This window comes from Dyadobacter sp. HNCC25DJ187 (assembly GCF_056895255.1).
This window is the reverse complement of sequence record NZ_JBXHAT010000001.1, coordinates 1,805,239-1,822,333: the sequence shown is the minus strand read 5'-3', so window position 1 is coordinate 1,822,333 and position 17,095 is coordinate 1,805,239. Positions and strand designations below refer to the sequence as shown.

13 protein-coding genes are annotated in these 17,095 nt (G+C 43.0%); 7 read left to right on the top strand and 6 right to left on the bottom strand.

The window, feature by feature from the left end; translation table 11 throughout:
• Positions 1-368: 368 nt before the first annotated feature.
• On the top strand, positions 369-1,169 hold the full coding sequence (locus tag AC1XUE_RS07565) for a class I SAM-dependent methyltransferase (protein ID WP_483355333.1): 801 nt from the start codon (positions 369-371) through the stop codon (positions 1,167-1,169).
• Between the two features lie 87 nt (positions 1,170-1,256).
• Here AC1XUE_RS07565 and AC1XUE_RS07560 read toward each other — a convergent pair whose 3' ends face one another.
• From AC1XUE_RS07560 to AC1XUE_RS07550, 3 genes are all read right to left on the bottom strand, one after another.
• The gene (locus tag AC1XUE_RS07560) at positions 1,257-2,603 is read right to left on the bottom strand and encodes a hypothetical protein (protein ID WP_483355332.1); all 1,347 of its coding nucleotides are present in this window, start codon (positions 2,601-2,603) and stop codon (positions 1,257-1,259) included.
• Positions 2,604-2,618: 15 nt separating this feature from the next.
• Positions 2,619-5,069 carry a TonB-dependent receptor gene (locus tag AC1XUE_RS07555; protein ID WP_483355331.1) on the bottom strand — a complete coding sequence of 817 codons (2,451 nt, stop codon included), beginning with the start codon at positions 5,067-5,069 and terminating at the stop codon, positions 2,619-2,621.
• Between the two features lie 470 nt (positions 5,070-5,539).
• Positions 5,540-6,376, bottom strand: coding sequence for a VOC family protein (locus tag AC1XUE_RS07550; RefSeq protein WP_483355330.1), 837 nt, complete (start codon positions 6,374-6,376; stop codon positions 5,540-5,542).
• Between the two features lie 308 nt (positions 6,377-6,684).
• Here AC1XUE_RS07550 and AC1XUE_RS07545 point away from each other — a divergent pair, with 308 nt between their 5' ends.
• Positions 6,685-8,274: an ABC-F family ATP-binding cassette domain-containing protein gene (locus AC1XUE_RS07545; protein WP_483355329.1), complete on the top strand. Its 1,590-nt coding sequence runs from the start codon at positions 6,685-6,687 to the stop codon at positions 8,272-8,274.
• A 45-nt stretch (positions 8,275-8,319) separates the two neighbouring features.
• On the opposite strand, the gene AC1XUE_RS07540 is transcribed toward AC1XUE_RS07545, so the two are convergent.
• The gene (locus tag AC1XUE_RS07540; RefSeq protein ID WP_483355328.1) at positions 8,320-8,703 is read right to left on the bottom strand and encodes a VOC family protein; all 384 of its coding nucleotides are present in this window, start codon (positions 8,701-8,703) and stop codon (positions 8,320-8,322) included.
• A 524-nt stretch (positions 8,704-9,227) separates the two neighbouring features.
• Here AC1XUE_RS07540 and gndA point away from each other — a divergent pair.
• From gndA to pgl, 3 genes are read left to right on the top strand one after another with little or no spacing between them, the layout of a single operon-like run.
• Positions 9,228-10,643, top strand: coding sequence for an NADP-dependent phosphogluconate dehydrogenase (gene gndA / locus AC1XUE_RS07535; protein ID WP_483355327.1), 1,416 nt, complete (start codon positions 9,228-9,230; stop codon positions 10,641-10,643).
• 12 nt (positions 10,644-10,655) lie between these two features.
• Positions 10,656-12,161 (top strand): glucose-6-phosphate dehydrogenase, encoded by a 1,506-nt coding sequence (zwf, locus tag AC1XUE_RS07530; protein ID WP_483355326.1) that lies wholly within the window; start codon positions 10,656-10,658, stop codon positions 12,159-12,161.
• Between the two features lie 4 nt (positions 12,162-12,165).
• Positions 12,166-12,891, top strand: a complete 726-nt coding sequence (gene pgl, locus AC1XUE_RS07525; RefSeq protein WP_483355325.1) for a 6-phosphogluconolactonase — start codon at positions 12,166-12,168, stop codon at positions 12,889-12,891.
• Between the two features lie 65 nt (positions 12,892-12,956).
• Here pgl and corA read toward each other — a convergent pair whose 3' ends face one another.
• Positions 12,957-14,081, bottom strand: coding sequence for a magnesium/cobalt transporter CorA (gene corA / locus AC1XUE_RS07520; RefSeq protein WP_483355324.1), 1,125 nt, complete (start codon positions 14,079-14,081; stop codon positions 12,957-12,959).
• 8 nt (positions 14,082-14,089) lie between these two features.
• Positions 14,090-14,941, bottom strand: coding sequence for a universal stress protein (locus AC1XUE_RS07515; RefSeq protein WP_483355323.1), 852 nt, complete (start codon positions 14,939-14,941; stop codon positions 14,090-14,092).
• A 372-nt stretch (positions 14,942-15,313) separates the two neighbouring features.
• Here AC1XUE_RS07515 and AC1XUE_RS07510 point away from each other — a divergent pair, with 372 nt between their 5' ends.
• Complete coding sequence (locus AC1XUE_RS07510; protein ID WP_483355322.1) at positions 15,314-16,711, top strand: dicarboxylate/amino acid:cation symporter; 1,398 nt, start codon at positions 15,314-15,316, stop codon at positions 16,709-16,711.
• 19 nt (positions 16,712-16,730) lie between these two features.
• Complete coding sequence (locus AC1XUE_RS07505; protein ID WP_483355321.1) at positions 16,731-17,087, top strand: ArsC family reductase; 357 nt, start codon at positions 16,731-16,733, stop codon at positions 17,085-17,087.
• The last annotated feature ends 8 nt before the right edge of the window (positions 17,088-17,095 follow it).

Sequence of the window (17,095 nt, the reverse complement as noted above, 5' to 3'; positions counted from 1 at the left end):
ATTGGTTTACAGTTATAATAGACATATTTTAAATTTTTAAAATAACCATAATAGAAGTGTATCGGTCATGGTAAGGTATAGGAAGAAATTAACGGCTGCTTTGTAATCGTCGGAATTTCGGTTTGGAAGTTTTTTCGTTTGAGGAACGGTACTTGATGGTAAAAGTTTAGAGTATGTTAGGTCCACTGGAAATAGAAGTTTTATAAGTGGCAATCCTGTAAATATTCTTTTCCAAGACACCCATAAATGTATCCCATTCATATTCACTTGTAACCAATTTTATACAATTAGATAGCTCCAACGAGGATTTTTTCTCTCAAATCATATCTTTGTAATCTACTCCAACCTTAACATACACTTTACAGATTATGGAACCAGAGAGCATCAGGGATATTTTTTACAACCACCAAGGTAATCTTATTCATAAATGGGATCATTACTTCGACATTTATGAAAAGTATTTTTCTGCCTATAGAGGAAAGTCTGTCAACCTGTTGGAAATCGGAATATCTCATGGCGGATCACTTCAACTCTGGAAGAAGTATTTTGGTGAAAGTGTTCATATCTATGCCATCGATATCAATCCAGAATGTGAAAAGCTGGAAGAGGCAAACACGACCATTTTTATAGGTTCGCAGGAGGATAAGGTATTTTTACAGCATGTGGCGGATCAGATTCCGATCGTGGATTTTATTATTGATGATGGCGGTCATACGATGGAGCAGCAGCTTGTTTCTTTCGAAATGTTATTCATGAAAGTGAAGGAGGGGGGAGCCTATATAATTGAAGATACGCATACTTCCTACTGGGATCAGTTTCACGGCGGACTGAGACATCCGGGTAGTTTTATTGAGAAATCAAAAGATCTTGTGGATTCCCTTTACGATCACCATGTGATGGATAAGAGTCAGATCAGAATCGATGACATCACGCAGCATATCAATGGCATTGCCTTTTATGATTCCATTGTAGTTTTTGAAAAGAAACTCAGAAAACAACCTTTTCACAAGCAGATAGGGAAGAAGACCATTACGTCCTATGTATCCACCAGTGAGAAACAGCCCGAAAAGGAAACGTTTCTGTCTTCTCTGAAATCAATCTTTGCGCCTAAGAAGGATACTGTACATCCGTTCGATGCCAACGACGGAGGTGTAGAGGAGATCAAATAAGGATTATCATTTTCTATATTGAGCCTGAAACCAAAAAGGACCACCTCGCGGCGGTCCTTTTTGGCAATATAAAGCGATAAGATTCTCTTAGTAAGAACCAATATAGCTTGATCCGGTAGCCCCTGTAAGAGTTGCTCCCTTAATTACAGCTTTCGTCTTCCAGTTGATTACGTATAGTTTACCTGCTTCTCCCGTTGGAGTCAATGGTACATACACATGGTCTCCGTCAATGGCGATGTTCTGGTACTGACCGAAATCAAGTCCTGCTTCGTAATCACTTGCCAGTTTCGTTGCAGTTTTTGCGTTCAGGTCCACAAGTGCCATATATCCGCCATCACCTCCGATGTTGTACAATACGATGCCAAAGCCGTCTTTGATATATCTCCATGCCTGAATACGGCTGTCTTTCACACCCAAAGCCGCGTCAAGATCGAAGTGGTAGGTATCGTAGTCGTTTGTATTTTTGTCGATACGCAGGATATCTTTTCCACCTGTAGCAGTTGCTTGATACACGTGTCCGTCCGATCCAACATGTTGTGTCATGGTACGGTACGAATGGTTGTTGGTTTTAGACGCTGCCGAATAAATCAATTTTGGGTTAGCCAAAGATGGGTAATCCACGACAAGCGTTGTCGTTCCTAGCGTTCTTCCTGTTGCATCAGTAGCCCAGGTTGGAACTCCGCTTGCATTGTAGCTCAATTTTTTCGGATCAATTTTTGATACATTACATCCGATATAGATTTTGTTTCCGGCTGCATTCAAAACCGGTACGTCCACGCGACCTACGTAGTAACCCTGCGCTTCCAGTTCAGCTGTAAATGGAAAGTCGAATTCTGTAGAGTTAGGAACGGATACTTCGTCCAGTTTGATCACGGCGATTCTTACCTTTCCTCTTCTGTATTTGTAAACGTGGTTTGGCGCTGTACCTTCGGATACGATATCACTCGCCAAAAGGTTTACTCCTATTCCCAGATTTTCTGCTGCTTTTACCCAACGTGGAGATGTTCCGATCATATCAGATACATCCAGTTCTTTTCCGCTATCCTGGTAATCTTTTCCACCTTTTACAAGGTATTTATTGAATACTCCCCCATCTTCTCCTGTATACTGGATGTTGTAAAGCTCAGATCCGTTCTCTGATGCCTGTACACGTGCAGTACGTGCAGAACGTAACGGGTATCCGTTGTCATAAACGTTTACAGAAAAGTTAGGATCGATTGCCTGTGCGTGCGTGATGGCATAGGCCTTTGTTCCTCCGTTACCGGCTGTCCCGGCAGCGTCAGGGATAGAGGCTGTCAAAGAGATAAATTCTCTTCCCTCAGCAGGATTTTCTGTTCCCGGATTAGGGTTGTCAGTATCATCGTTACAACCGGTTAGTGTACCGGCAACAATAGCTGCACAAAGAAACGCTGATTTGAAAAATATTCTTTTCATAGTTAGACGTAGGTTTTATAAAAATTTACTTAAAGTATAATTGAGTTTAAAAGCGATGGCACGGCCGGGTTTCTGCACACCGAAGTTGTCATACATCTCCGCGTTCAGGATATTTTTTACATCGACACTCGCTACCAGTTTACCATTGGGGAAGCGGTAACTGGCGCCCATGTCATGATAAAACTGAGTAGCGGTGGTGAACCATGGTGAGTCCATCCATACGGTACGGAATGGGGCTACATAACCGGTATTGTAATAGATATTCAAAATCGAGTTCTTCTGAAACTTATCATTCATACGGTATTGCACGCTGCCGTTCATAGTAAAGAAAGGCTCATTGGGTAATTGCAGGTTGTAGAGATCATGTGGTCTGCCTTTGTCATCCGTTTCCTGCTTGAAAAGGGAATTGAATTTGGAGAAGTTAAAAAGCGCATTCAGCCTGTTGTTGTAGATATAAGTAACCTCCGCTTCATATCCGCGTGACTGCGTTTTATTCAGATTGACATATTTCGTTACTTCTATATCCGCATCACTCTCTCTTCCCGGAATCAACTGATCTTCGACCGCACGCAAAGTGATTTTGTTAAAACCATTTCTCCAGAAAGTATTAGCATATACTGTAAACTTATGTTTGCCTGTCCCATTTGAGGCATAACGGAAACCCACGTTGTAATTGACGTTTTTCTCAGGGATCAAATCCGGGGCTTCCAGAATGTTGTTTTCAGGATCTCCGAATAATTGGTTTTCCGTTGCGGCTACATAGGAGTTTTCGGTTGAACCAATGATATACAATTTTGGAATAACATTGTATGATGCCGTTGCGCCGTAACCCTTGTTTCGGTTTATCATTGTGTTGCGTACCCTGTTCACTGTGGTAATACCTTCCGCAGTAACCAGTTCAGGTCGCGTTTGCACGGTCCTGTTGTTGGTCAGCTTTCCAAGGATATTGGTTTTCAGCTTGTCATTAAATAGTTGCGCTTCGTAGTTGGCTGCAAAGATATTGTTCGTAATGTCGCTGATCGTTACCATGTTTTGATCCACAGGTACAAGCAAATTTCTGTCATCCCTGGAAGTGGTTTCCAGTTTGTGGTTAACCGAAATTCGGTGGCCAGGAAAAATGGTATAGGCAAGATTAGACCGCATATTGGTGATCTGTCTGTTCACCTCGGTAATACTCTTAGGTCCCTGTTGTCCCATACCCGGCGTAGGCGGAACGGGAATGGCCACGCCATTTCTGATCAGCATTCGGGGTTTACCATCCCAGTTGTATACCTGACCTACCGTGTCTGTCACAAATGTGCTGCGGTAGCTGCGTACAGCATTGACGTTGAGTGCAAGTCCTTTAACGAAAATATTATTCTTGTTGTAATTCAGACTGACAACATGCGCCTTGTACTCTGCCACACGACCCACATACGGTCTCGCCATGGTAGTACCGTGAGGGATTTCCTGATAGGTATCTGAAATATTGTAACCGAGAAAAAACTGGTCTGCCCATTTCACGTTGGTATATCCCAGCTCAAACCGACCACCGACGGTCCGGTAATCATTATTAAATCTTTTAGCTCTGTAGTAGCGCTCTAATGTACGGTCAGGATGCACAAATTTGGAGAATTTACCCCAAGTTTCGTAGCTGTTGTCGGTTTTGGTATAAAAGCCCGAAGCTCTTGCTGTAAGCCCGTTTTCTTTATTTCTGTAGATACCTGATATGTCAGACTGGAATGTGTTGAATGATCCGTAGGAAGCGGCAGCGGTAATATTATTTTGAGAAGCGTCTTTTTTCAATACTACGTTGATCGCACCTCCTACGTAGTCACCCGTCAGGTGAGATGGAAGCACACCTTTGTATACTTCAATCCGTTCGATCATAGCCGGCGGAATGTTATTCAGGTTAAATGAAGATCCGTAGGTCGAGATTTCTATACCATCCAGAAACAGCCCTACAGCACTCCCCGACATGCCGTTCAGGTTATATTCCACACGGGAGCCCACGCCACCATTCTGGCGGACACGTACGCCTACTGATCTGTCGAGCAGTTCGTTGGTAGTCAGGTTTCTGAGTGATGCTTCTTTTGTTTCGATGATACTTACCGCGAAACCTTGCGTTTCAAGCTCTTTTTTCTCGGTTTTCCCCGTTACCTGTACTTCCTGAAGGTCATTGGCATCTTTCAGTTTTACTGAAATAGGATGGGTTTGATCCGCCTTTTGCACATGAATCCGGGATTCGTGCCGATGGATTTCCAGTGAAGACACGATCAATGTGTGATGGCCGAAGGGTACATTTTTGATTTCATAACGACCCGCTTCATCTGTGGTAGCGGCTTGCGAGCCCTTTGCAACATGAATAGTAGCAAAACTGACGGGCTTATTTCCGTCCGAGGTTATGCGACCACGAATGGTGGCATTTTGCGCAAGCGTTACCGAAACTGATAACAGCGTCAACAATAAAGTAAAGAGTAGTCTCATATACTGAAACAGACGAGGAGCTTATATTTAGTTAGATGGTAGTGTTAATGGTCTTAGTCGGTCCGGCATTGAATCGCTTCAATTTTAATTTAGACCTAGACTAAATAGTTAACGAGAGCAAAGATAGAATATAACTTTTAGGAGGAGAAGGTAGCTTTGAAAATTAGTGTAAAATCGTAGATTATTACAAATGCGTGCTTGATTTGGATGAAAATGAGCGGTTTTTAAGCCACTGCATTGTGTATGGGCGTAGCAAATAGAGCCATACTACAGCAGCAGTTCAATAGAGTCAAAAAGATAGAGAACTGATTACGAATGGTATAGTAACTGGAGATCCGGCACAGATCATTAAGTAACCGATTTTTTTACTCAGGGCTCTTATGAATTGTATTTATCATATACCAAAATCGACCTGTTTTCTGGTTTAGGGAAGGTTCAAACGAGACGAAAATGGCGGTTCTGCCTTCTTGCTAAGCGTTCAGCAGTTTGTCAATTTCAAATTTTTGAGAATTTAAAACAACTTCTGTGACCCGTTGGGCTTTATTGGCATTGCGCATGAGCCCAGGAAGAATAGCAGGAACAATCTGCCAGGAAACGCCGTACTGATCTGTCAGCCAACCACAACTAGTGTAGCGACCATTTTCGCCAAGCTTTTTCCAATAGTGGTCGATCTCTTCCTGCGTTTCACATTCGATGATAAAAGAGTTGCCGGGTGTAAAGTCGATCTCGTCGCCTCTGTCATTACTCGTCGCGTTGAGTATAAGATCGTTGAGTTTGAACTGGGCGAACAGCAGGGTACTTTCCGGGAGATTGCTGTTTTTCGGATACGGAGCTTCCAGTAACAGCCTTGGCTTAGGAAAGACGGATGAATAGAAATTGATTGCGTTTTTGATCTGCAACATTTTCTCATTGGCAAATAGCAAAGTAGGTACGATCTTCTGGGAGGAATTGATCGGATCAATATCCAGCTGCCAGGTTACACCAAAGCGATCGCTGATGAACGCATATTTAGATGTCCATTCGTATTTTCCCAGAGGCATCATGATCGTGCCGTCTTCAGACAAAACTTTGTACAACCTTTCAATTTCTTCATCGCTGCCACAGTACACGAAATAAGAAATGGCTGGTCCGGGTTGGTAATGATTTCCACCATTCATAAACATGAATTTGGTTCCCTCAATAGCCAAAGTACTAACAACCGGCGTTTCCTGAAGCAATTCAGTATTTCTAAAAACAGATTGATAAAAAGCGACAGCTTCCTTTGCGTTGTTGTCGAACCAGATACAGGGATAAAGGTGATTGATCATGAGGGTGGTTTGTTTGGCTGTCGGCGGTTAGCTATCAGTATTCGGCTGTAAGCTTGCGGAAGCAATTAAAGGAAAATAATAATACGATGGGCGGTTGGGTGTGAAATAGGGGGTAATGTATTGTGAATGAGAAGTCTATTTGTTACAAAGCAATAATCCTAATTAAATTAAGTGAATTTTAGTAAGTTTGTAACCGCAAATCAATTGTGCAAGAAGTGTAAGATCAGATTTCTTTCCGGTTAAAGACAAGCAGCATGGAGCCCGTAACGGTCCGTCTGCCATTATTCACGTCTAAAACGAAAAGAATTATGTTAATTCTTCAGGATCTTACCTATATACATCCCAATAAAGATTTATTGTTTGAAAACATTGATCTGAGTATATCAGCTCATACCAAAGTGGCATTGATCGGTAATAACGGAACCGGTAAATCTACTTTACTGAAAATTATCGCGGGGCACCTTTCACAGTCCGGTGGTACGGTCAGCATAGAATCCCAGCCTTACTACGTGCCTCAGCATTTCGGTCAGTATGATGGGCTAACCGTAGCTGATGCCCTAAAAGTAAGCACAAAACTGAATGCACTTCGCGCGATTCTGGCAGGAGATGTAAGCCTGGACAATATGAACGCGCTTGACGATGACTGGCTGATTGAAGAGAAATGTGTGCAGGCATTGGCAGGTTGGCAACTGGAGGAAATCAGTTTGGAACATCCCATGTCGACGCTAAGTGGTGGACAGAAAACGAGAGTTTTTCTGGCAGGCGTTGGAATTCATCAACCCGGACTGGTTTTACTGGATGAACCAGGCAACCATCTGGACAGGCAGGGGAGGAAATTGCTTTTGGATTTCGTCGATTCCTGGCAGGGTGCGATGCTGCTCGTAAGCCATGATCGTGAATTGCTGAATCACTTTGACGCGATGGCAGTTCTGAAAAAACAGGGCATTACATTTTATGGAGGTAATTATGAGTTTTATATTGAACAAAAAGAAATAGAAGCCAACGCTTTGCAGGAAGATGTAAGGAGTAAGGAAAAAGCGTTACGAAAAGCCAAAGAAGCTGAGAGAGAAACGGCAGAGCGGCAGCAAAAACTGGATGCCCGCGGACGTAAAAAGCAGGAGAAGGCGGGTATGCCGAAAATCATGATGAATGCTTTCAAAAACAGTGCGGAAAACAGTACTGCCAAATACAAAGATATTCATGCAGAAAAGGTGGGTGGAATTGCCCAGGATCTGAGCGACTTGCGGAGTAAAGTTTCTGCTTTCGATAAAATGAAAATTGACTTTGACCATTCCCGGCTCCATCAGGGAAAAATTATGATTTCTGCTGAAGAGGCCAATTTTGGGTATAGTGACAAAATGCTCTGGATAAAACCGCTTTCCTTTCAGATCGTGAGTGGTGAACGTATTGTATTAAGTGGTGCCAATGGTTCCGGAAAATCATCCCTGATACAACTGATGTTGGGTAGAAGAGAACCCTCTATTGGGAATATGGTTACGAGCTTTAGTCATAGCCTGTATATTGATCAGGATTATTCATTGATCCGGGGTTCGATTTCAATCTATGACAAAGCACAAAGTTTCAACCTGACAGGCTTGCAGGAACATGAAGTCAAAATCAGGCTGAATCGCTTCCTGTTTTCGAAGGAATGTTGGGGCAAATCCTGTGACGCGCTCAGCGGCGGAGAAAAAATGAGGTTGATGTTATGCTGTCTCACGATTCAGCAGCAATCTCCTGACATGATCATCCTCGATGAACCCACCAATAATCTGGATATTCAGAATGTCGAAATCCTGACCAATGCGATCAACGAATACAAGGGGACGTTGCTGGTAGTTTCACACGATGCGTATTTTTTGGAAGAGATAGGCGTAGAACGAACTATAGCATTAGGCTGATGTATGTGGTCAGAACGGGAAAGTCATTCCTGTTCTGACCAAAATCTACAACATGGAATGCAAGCCGATCGAATTGCCTTCGGTATCTGAAGCGATCCCGCAAAATCCAAAATCACCAATATCCATTTTGGGCGTAATTATTTTACCACCTGCTGCTTCGACGCGGGCCAACTCCACAGCGCAGTCTTCACATACGAAATAGATGAGCGTACCCTTTGCGCTGGGTGCTCCCATATCGTCTTTGACTAAACATCCTGATGCACCGGGAGCATTTTCATCGCCGGGGAAGGCCATCATTTTTCCTGTCGTACCGTCAGGATTGGGAAGTTCAATAAGCGATATACCTAATACAGTCTCATAAAATTTTTGGGCTCTGTCCATGTCTGTCACATAGATTTCGAACCAGCCGATCGGATTTTGTGCTGCCATACGTGTTCAGGGAATGTGTAAGTTGGTGGTCAGTAAATTTTCTAAAATTTATCCGATCTTGCAATCAATCAGCGTATTATGTTTTTGGTGAAGGTGAGCGGCAAAACAGAAACTCAACCAGGTTGAAATTGATTTGTAATATGAATTCTACTGATGTACTACGTTGTAATCCTTTTTTTATAGTGGATTATAACGATAGTATCGGCGGTTTTACGGTGAATGAAACAAATAATATCTTGTAAATTAACCCGCTGTGTTGTTTCTTTGCCCGCAGTTAACCGGAAATGACGAATGTCATAAAAATGGCTTTGGCATATTTTGGTTTGCAGTAAAAATTTATTGATTGTCAGACGAATAAAACAGTGAGAATTCTACCTTGTCTTATTTAATGTGCCGTTTCTGAACACAGATGCGGCTTTTTTATGTTCATAGGTTGTAATTCGAATTTGTCAGTATGAGAATGACGCGAATTGCTTTTTTTAGAACCTGGTATTGCACCTAATTTTACTTTACTGAAATAATTTATGGCAGATAACTTATTCGATTTTGGGATGATCGGACTTGGGGTAATGGGTAGAAACCTGTTACTGAATGTCGCTGATCATGGTTTCTCCGTTATCGGTTTTGATAAGGATAATGCGAAGACAGCAGCATTAGAGGATTCAGCTACCGAAGGCACAACCGTAAAAGGTGTACCTGACCTGGAAGAAATGGTTCAGGGGTTGAAAACTCCGAGAAAATTAATGATGCTTGTACCTGCTGGTAAGCCGGTAGATGATGTTATTGCTTCTTTGATTCCGTTGCTGGAAAAAGGTGATGTTGTGATTGACGGAGGAAACTCACATTATACAGATACGCTCAGAAGAGTGGAATACCTGAAAGAAACAGGTATCAACTTTATGGGAATGGGTGTTTCCGGCGGAGAACAAGGTGCCAGAACGGGCCCGAGTATGATGCCGGGAGGAAATGAAGCCGCTTACGAGCATGTGAAGCCCATTCTGGAATCCATTGCTGCCAAAGTAGGTGACGTTCCTTGCGTTGACTATCTGGGTAAAGGTGGCGCTGGTCACTACGTGAAGATGGTGCATAACGGGATTGAGTATGCGATTATGCAGCTGATCAGCGAATCGTATGTAATCCTGAAAAAAGGCGGACTCAGCAATGAGCAATTGCACGAAACATTCAAATCCTGGAATGAAGGCTTATTACAATCGTTCCTGGTTGAAATTACAGCAGATATTTTCGCTCAGAAAGACGATAAAACAGACGCACATCTTGTGGATGTGATATCAGATAAAGCAGGTTCAAAAGGTACAGGAAAATGGACGTCACAGGATTCTATGGAACTACCCGTAGCTGTGCCTGTGATAGATACAGCAGTAGCCATGCGTACCCTGTCGGGTTATAAAGATGAGCGCGTTCGCGCTGCTGCTTTGTATTCGGATGAAACTTCAGCAGAGGTTCCGTCCCAGGAAGAGCTGATAGCCATGGTACACGATGCGCTTTACTTTGCTACCATATTGAGCTATGCGCAAGGATTGGCGATGTTGTTCCAGGCTTCGAAAGAATTGGCCATGGACATTCCGCTTCCGAAGGTAGTAAGCGTATGGAGAGGTGGATGTATTATCCGTTCTTCCTTATTGGAGGTATTCACAAAAGCATATGCAGAAAATCAGGACTTGTCTAATATTCTGTTGAGCGAAGAGGTGGCTGCTATTGTTAAATCTACATTGAAAAACACAAGAGCTGTAGTGGCACTTGCAGCGAGCGAAGGTGTACCTGCCGGCGCGCTGATGTCGTCTCTTGCTTACTTTGATGCTTTCAGAAGTGAGCGTATGTCGACGAACCTGATTCAGGCCCAACGTGACTTCTTCGGAGCGCATACCTATCAGCGTATTGATATCCCCGGTACTTTTCACACAGAATGGGGCCAAAACTAAATTTTGAATTTTATGCAAACAAATAAACGTCCTCCTGCATCGGTAATCTTTATTTTTGGAGGAAGCGGGGACTTGAATTATAGAAAACTTACTCCTGCGTTGTACAATTTATTTCTTGACAACTGGATGCCGGAGCAATTTGCGATTGCAGGTATCGGGAGAAGTCCATATTCCAACGATGCATTTCACACGCATTTGCTCGATGGGGTAAGCAAGTTTTCAAGAAGGAAAGATCAGCAAAACGAGCATTGGGCTGATTTCGCGCAACATGTTTCTTATCTGCAAATGGATGGAGATGATGCCGCTGCGTACCATCTGATCACAGACGTGGTGAAGCAGAAAGAAGAAGAGTGGGGTGTTCATCCTAACGTGATCTTCTACCTGGCCGTAGCACCTCAGCTTGTACCTTCTATAGCTGAAAAGCTTGGAGCGCTGAAGATCTGTTCAGATAAAAGCAGCACCCGTATCGTTGTCGAAAAGCCTTTCGGGCATGACCTGAAAAGTGCACATGAACTGAATGAGCTGCTTGCAGGTATGTTTACCGAAGAACAGATTTTTAGAATTGACCATTACCTGGGTAAGGAAACTGTTCAAAATATATTAGCGCTACGTTTTGCCAATGCGCTATTTGAGCCGTTGTGGAACAGAAACTACATTGAGCACGTACAGATCACGGCTGCTGAAAGTGTAGGTCTTGAAGGTCGTGGAGGTTATTTCGAGCGCTCGGGAGCTTTGAGGGATATGGTTCAAAACCACATTCTTCAGATCCTGTGTATGGTCGCGATGGAACCACCGGTGTCATTCGACGCCAACGAGGTGCGTAATAAAAAAGTAGATGTATTGAACGCAATCCGTCGGATTTCTAAGGATCAGGTACACGACTATGCAGTACGCGGACAATATTCCAAAGGTTGGAAAAAAGGGCAGCAGGTGGTAGGCTACAGAGAAGAAGAAGGAGTGAAACCAGAATCGAATGTTGAGACATTTGCTGCAGCCAAGTTTTATATCGACAACTGGAGATGGCAGGGCGTGCCTTTTTATGTGAGAACAGGTAAGTTTTTAAATGAAAAGACTACACATATTACGTTGCAGTTCAAACCAGCACCACATTATGCTTTCCCGTCGGAGTCTGCCGAAACATGGAGATCCAACAGGTTGACAATCAGTATTCAGCCTAATATGGATATCAGTATTCGTTTCCAGACGAAACGTCCGGGACAAACTATGAATCTGGATCCTGTTGACATGACGTTTGATTATGGCGTACCAGGCGAACATCTGCCTGAGGCTTATGAAACGTTACTGTTGGATGTGATGGAAGGCGATGCGACATTGTTTATGCGTGGCGACCAGGTGGATGCTGCGTGGAAGGTAATTATGCCGATCCTGGAAACATGGGAGAACCGTCGTCCATCCAACTTCCCTAATTATGTTCCGGATTCATGGGGGCCCGATGAAGCGGATGCGCTGATTGCACGCGACGGACATACATGGATTAATTTCCCACCACACGACTGAGTCTATGGAAATTCACGTATCAAAAAATACAGCTGATCTGAGTAAGGATCTGGCGGACAGAATTGTAAAATTGATTGATGCTACGCTAAGTCGGCAAGATCGGTTTACGTTTGTTCTCTCAGGTGGAAGTACGCCCAAGGTGCTTTACGCGTTACTATCTGAATCGCCGTACAGCGAAAATATTCCCTGGGAGAAAGTTCATTTCTTTTGGGGAGATGAGAGAGCTGTTCCCTTTGAAGATGAACGAAACAATGCCAGAATGTGCTATGATCAGCTTTTGAATAAGGTAAACGTTCCTGCTGAGAATATCCATATTATGCGTACGGATGTATCTCCCGAAGAATCTGCAGCGGCTTATGAAAAAGTGTTGAAATCATATTTCAAAGACGGTGAACCCACTTTTGATTTTGTATTGCTGGGCATGGGCGACGATGGACATACATTATCGCTGTTTCCGGGAACGGAAGTGGTGCACGAGATTGAGGCGTGGACATCTGCCTTCTTTCTTCAGGCGCAGGATATGTATCGCATCACGCTAACTGCTCCTATAGTCAATGCTGCTAAATATGTGGCATTTATGGCAACAGGAGCCGGTAAAGCTGAGACTTTGAAAAGTGTATTGGAAGGTGATCTGAATCTGGATAAATTCCCTTCTCAGATTATCAAGCCAGTAAACGGAGAATTACACTGGTTCGTTGATGAAGCGGCAGCAGCTCGGCTGTCTGAGTAATTGCAGATTAGTAAGATATTGAAAGTGCTTCGGGAGTGATCCTGAAGCACTTTTTTGTATTCTGATTAAAACCACCGTTTCCATTTGAAATAGAATATCATTCCGATCGTAACCACTAACATGATACCCCAGGTGTAATAGTAACCGTAATGAAAATGCAGTTCAGGTATGTTGTCAAAGTTCATTCCATAAACGCCCACTATAAATGTCAGGGGCATAAAGATGGCTGAAAAAATGGTCAGTGTCTTCATCACCGCATTCATCCTGTTGCTCATTGTAGACAGATGTACATCAGCTAAACTCGCCAGCAATTCCCGATATGAATCTACCGTGTCTATCATCTGAACCACATGATCATATAAATCGCGGTAATAGGGCACAGACCTCTTACTTACCAGAGGGTTGTCTTCTCGTATCAGCTGATTAATGATATCACGAACAGGCCAGATGAAGCGACGGACAAGGGTTATTTCACGCTTAAGCGCATACAGATCTGCGAGCGTGAAATGTTTGGAGCCTCTGATCACCTGATCTTCGGCAAGGTCAAGCTGATCGCCCAGCTTTTCAAGAATTATGAAATAGTTGTCGATAACTACATCCATCAATGCGAACATCAGGTAATCAGCTCCGTTCTTACGCGTCTTACCAACAGAAGCCTTTAATCTGGCCAGTACAGAGGTAAATATGTCGTCATTCAATTCCTCTTGGAACGAAATCAGATAGTTATGCCCTAATACGAAACTAACATGTTCGGAACTGATTGAAAGCGGTTTTTCACTGTCGATGTGAAGCATTTTGAGCGTTACAAAAAGATGCCCTGTGTCATAAAGTTCAATTTTCGGCTTATGCTCTGTATTCACCACATCTTCCAGCAGAAGCGGATGTAGCTCATATAGTGTTCCCAGCTTTTCAATCAGTGATGTTTCATGAATACCATCTACGTTGAGCCAGGTGATCAATCCTTCTGCTCGTTCTCCCGGGACACACTCGATCAGCGATTTAACATTATTCTCCGAAAAAGCCTTTTCATTATACTGTATCTTCTTGATCCTTGTTTTTAGCTCTGTTTCCGGACCAATATAAACAAGTGTTCCTGGCGAAGTAAGCAGGTTGTGCCGCTTATATCGCTTGGTTTTTGAAGGTTTCTCGCCTTTTTCAGGTGAAAGTAGGGTGGTATCAGATGTACTCAATGTATGCTTTACTTAAGATGGAACACGAGCAAAGGAACGTGTGTATCAATCACCAGTTTCTTGGTGACACTCGGATTGATCAGGAATTCTTCAATAAAAGAGCGTTCACGCGACGACATAATCAACAGGTCAGCCTGTACTTCGTCACAGTATTGCTCGATACCATCGATTACATACCTTGATTTTCTAACGACAATGTCTTCTTCTGCAATGGTAAACTCCCCTTTGATCTCACTAATGTATTGATTGTCTGGTTGTATATCAGGTTGTGTATCAGCACTTACCTTCAGCAATTGCAGTTTTGCACCCAAATGATTCATCAATATAAACACTTCTCGCAGAATGTCTTTTTCCTCGTATTCAAATTGTGTTGCATACACAACACGGCTGAAATTTTTTGGTGTTACCTGCGGAGGAATGATCATGACCGGACATGGCGAATGTAGTGCAATGCTGGTCGCAGAACTACCTATCAGTTTATCCAGAAAGCCACCCGTTCCAGTACGACCCATGATGATCAGATCCGGATTATGTTCTTTCACAGCTTCTTCTACAGCCGATTGTACACCACCTACTGCCCATATCGTTGTGGCCTGATATCCTTCATCCTGCAGAATTTGAGCATAGTCATTAAGGCGATTTTCAAATTCATGTTCAAGCTCAGCGGTAACGGAATAGAAATCGGGAGAACCTACACCTGGTAGTATGTTACCTTGCATCACGTTAGTGTCCGCCATATAAGGTTGATAAGCGTGAAGTATCAATAATGAGGTTGTTGCCTTATCAGCAACTATTTTTGCTGCAGCCAGAGCCCGGTCTGCATTTTCAGAAAAGTCAATGGGGATGAGGATTCGATTCATGTGGAAAGTGTTTAAATTCAGAAGTATTACTTTGATATTATTCTGGTAAATTAAATCTAACTGGCGATGATCAATCCTGTTCTGATTAAAAGTAACAAATATTTAACACCACTATACGAATGGGTTGAAAATATCATGCCATCCGGTGATGGGTAAGGTACAGCTGCCCCTCAGGGATTAATAAGGATGGCCTAAAACGATTCTTTGTTTGGTTGATTATAAGATAAATAATATAAGTTGTTAGAAAGATTGTGATATGCTTTTGTATTATTTCGTAATTAGTACTAAATGCATTCAGGGACGCAGTGCTCGTTAAATTGATTTTTCATATGTTTACTTTTTATATCGCATATCCTACTCCAAATTTTCTGTATGAAGAGCACAATTACCATTGTTAATATAGCCCTCATTAGTGTTGCTGCCATTGCCACCGTTCTGAATGCCTATCATATTATTTCAATACAGGATGATATCCTGCTTGTCCTTCGTTGGCTGGCACTCACAGGTTTGCTGGTTTATGCCTTTATAAAGAGAAATCTGACGACTTCTATTCTGATTTCTATGCTGGTCGGTACGGAAATTGGTTACGATTTTCCGGAGATGGGCACCAACCTCCATTTCCTGAGGCAGATATTTCTTCAAATGATCAAGACGGTGATCGCACCGTTGCTTTTTGCTACGCTCGTAACCGGGATCGCGGGACACTCAGACCTGAAACAAGTCGGTCGCATGGGGTGGAAATCACTTTTGTATTTCGAAGTAGTTACCACATTTGCACTTGTAATTGGTCTTGTTTTCGCAAACTGGTTTAAACCGGGTGAGGGAATTATTCCTCCGGCTTCACTGAATGCAACACTTCCGGAAGTAAAACACCAAACCTGGCAGGACATCATTGTGCATTCCTTTCCGGAAAATATGGCCAAATCTATTTACCACGGCGAGGTCCTGCAGATCGTTGTTTTCAGTGTTTTGTTCGGTATCAGTCTTGCCATGTTGCCTGCTGTAAAGAAAGAGAAATTTGTGGCCGGTGTAGAATTGCTTGCAGAAGTGATGTTTAAGTTTACCAAGATCATTATGCTTTTTGCTCCGATCGGAGTAGGTGCTGCAATTGCGGAAACTGTAGGTCATATGGGTATTGATGTACTGAAAAATCTGGCTTTGCTGCTCGCAACATTGTATTGCGCGCTGATCGTATTTGTGTTGGTTGTATTCGTTCCTGTTGCACTTATTGCGCGCATTCCTGTTATCAAGCTTGCCAAAACGATATTTGAACCCCTATCTATTGCATTTGCAACTACCAGCTCAGAGGCTGCTCTTCCCAAGGCGATGGAAAAAATGGAAAAATTTGGCGTACCCCGTCAGATCGTAGCTTTTGTAATGCCTACCGGTTATAGCTTCAATCTGGATGGTTCTACACTTTACCTTGCATTGGCTACGGTTTTTGTTGCACAAGCGACGGGAACAGACATGTCGGTAGGACAGCAAATTACTATGGTATTTCTTTTAATGTTGACCAGTAAAGGAGTAGCGGGTATTCCAAGAGCAACCCTGGTGATTTTGCTGGGAGCTATTGCTAACTTCGGAATGCCTGAGTGGCCGGTATTACTGATCATGGGTATCGACGAATTGATGGATATGGCCAGAACGACCGTGAACGTGGCAGGAAACTGTCTGGCAACGGCGGTTGTTGCACGTTGGGAAGGTGAGCTTGACGATGAAAAAATGCATAATTCCGATCAGCTTGTGGTTGATGGAGGAGCAGATGTTTAATATTAAAGTTGTTTAGAATATGTTGACCGTATTTGGCATTCCAAATTGTAACACGGTAAAAAAGGCGCGGACTTGGTTGGATGAAAACAAAGTCCCTTATGTTTTTCATGATTACAAGAAGAAAGGTATCACTGAGGATAAACTGAAAAGCTGGTCAGAGGTATTTTCCTGGGAAAAGTTGGTGAATAAGGCTGGTACTACTTGGAAGGCTTTGTCAGAAGAAGAAAAAGCAGCTGTGACTGATCTTGATTCCGCAACGGCATTGATGACTGATAAAACTTCTGTCATTAAAAGACCACTTATTGAAGACGCGTCCGGAAAGGCAGTTTTACTCGGGTTTACGGAAGCCGAATATCAAGAGACTTTACTTTCATAAAGACAAAT

Excerpts from the sequence above, each read along its gene's own strand:
- AC1XUE_RS07510 (WP_483355322.1), top strand. The coding sequence starts at position 15,314 with ATGAAGAGCACAATTACCATTGTTAATATAGCCCTCATTAGTGTTGCT.
- AC1XUE_RS07565 (WP_483355333.1), top strand. The coding sequence starts at position 369 with ATGGAACCAGAGAGCATCAGGGATATTTTTTACAACCACCAAGGTAAT.
- gndA (WP_483355327.1), top strand. The coding sequence starts at position 9,228 with ATGGCAGATAACTTATTCGATTTTGGGATGATCGGACTTGGGGTAATG.
- zwf (WP_483355326.1), top strand. The coding sequence starts at position 10,656 with ATGCAAACAAATAAACGTCCTCCTGCATCGGTAATCTTTATTTTTGGA.
- AC1XUE_RS07560 (WP_483355332.1), bottom strand. The coding sequence starts at position 2,603 with ATGAAAAGAATATTTTTCAAATCAGCGTTTCTTTGTGCAGCTATTGTT.
- AC1XUE_RS07515 (WP_483355323.1), bottom strand. The coding sequence starts at position 14,941 with ATGAATCGAATCCTCATCCCCATTGACTTTTCTGAAAATGCAGACCGG.
- pgl (WP_483355325.1), top strand. The coding sequence starts at position 12,166 with ATGGAAATTCACGTATCAAAAAATACAGCTGATCTGAGTAAGGATCTG.
- AC1XUE_RS07550 (WP_483355330.1), bottom strand. The coding sequence starts at position 6,376 with ATGATCAATCACCTTTATCCCTGTATCTGGTTCGACAACAACGCAAAG.
- AC1XUE_RS07555 (WP_483355331.1), bottom strand. The coding sequence starts at position 5,069 with ATGAGACTACTCTTTACTTTATTGTTGACGCTGTTATCAGTTTCGGTA.
- AC1XUE_RS07545 (WP_483355329.1), top strand. The coding sequence starts at position 6,685 with ATGTTAATTCTTCAGGATCTTACCTATATACATCCCAATAAAGATTTA.
- AC1XUE_RS07505 (WP_483355321.1), top strand. The coding sequence starts at position 16,731 with ATGTTGACCGTATTTGGCATTCCAAATTGTAACACGGTAAAAAAGGCG.
- AC1XUE_RS07540 (WP_483355328.1), bottom strand. The coding sequence starts at position 8,703 with ATGGCAGCACAAAATCCGATCGGCTGGTTCGAAATCTATGTGACAGAC.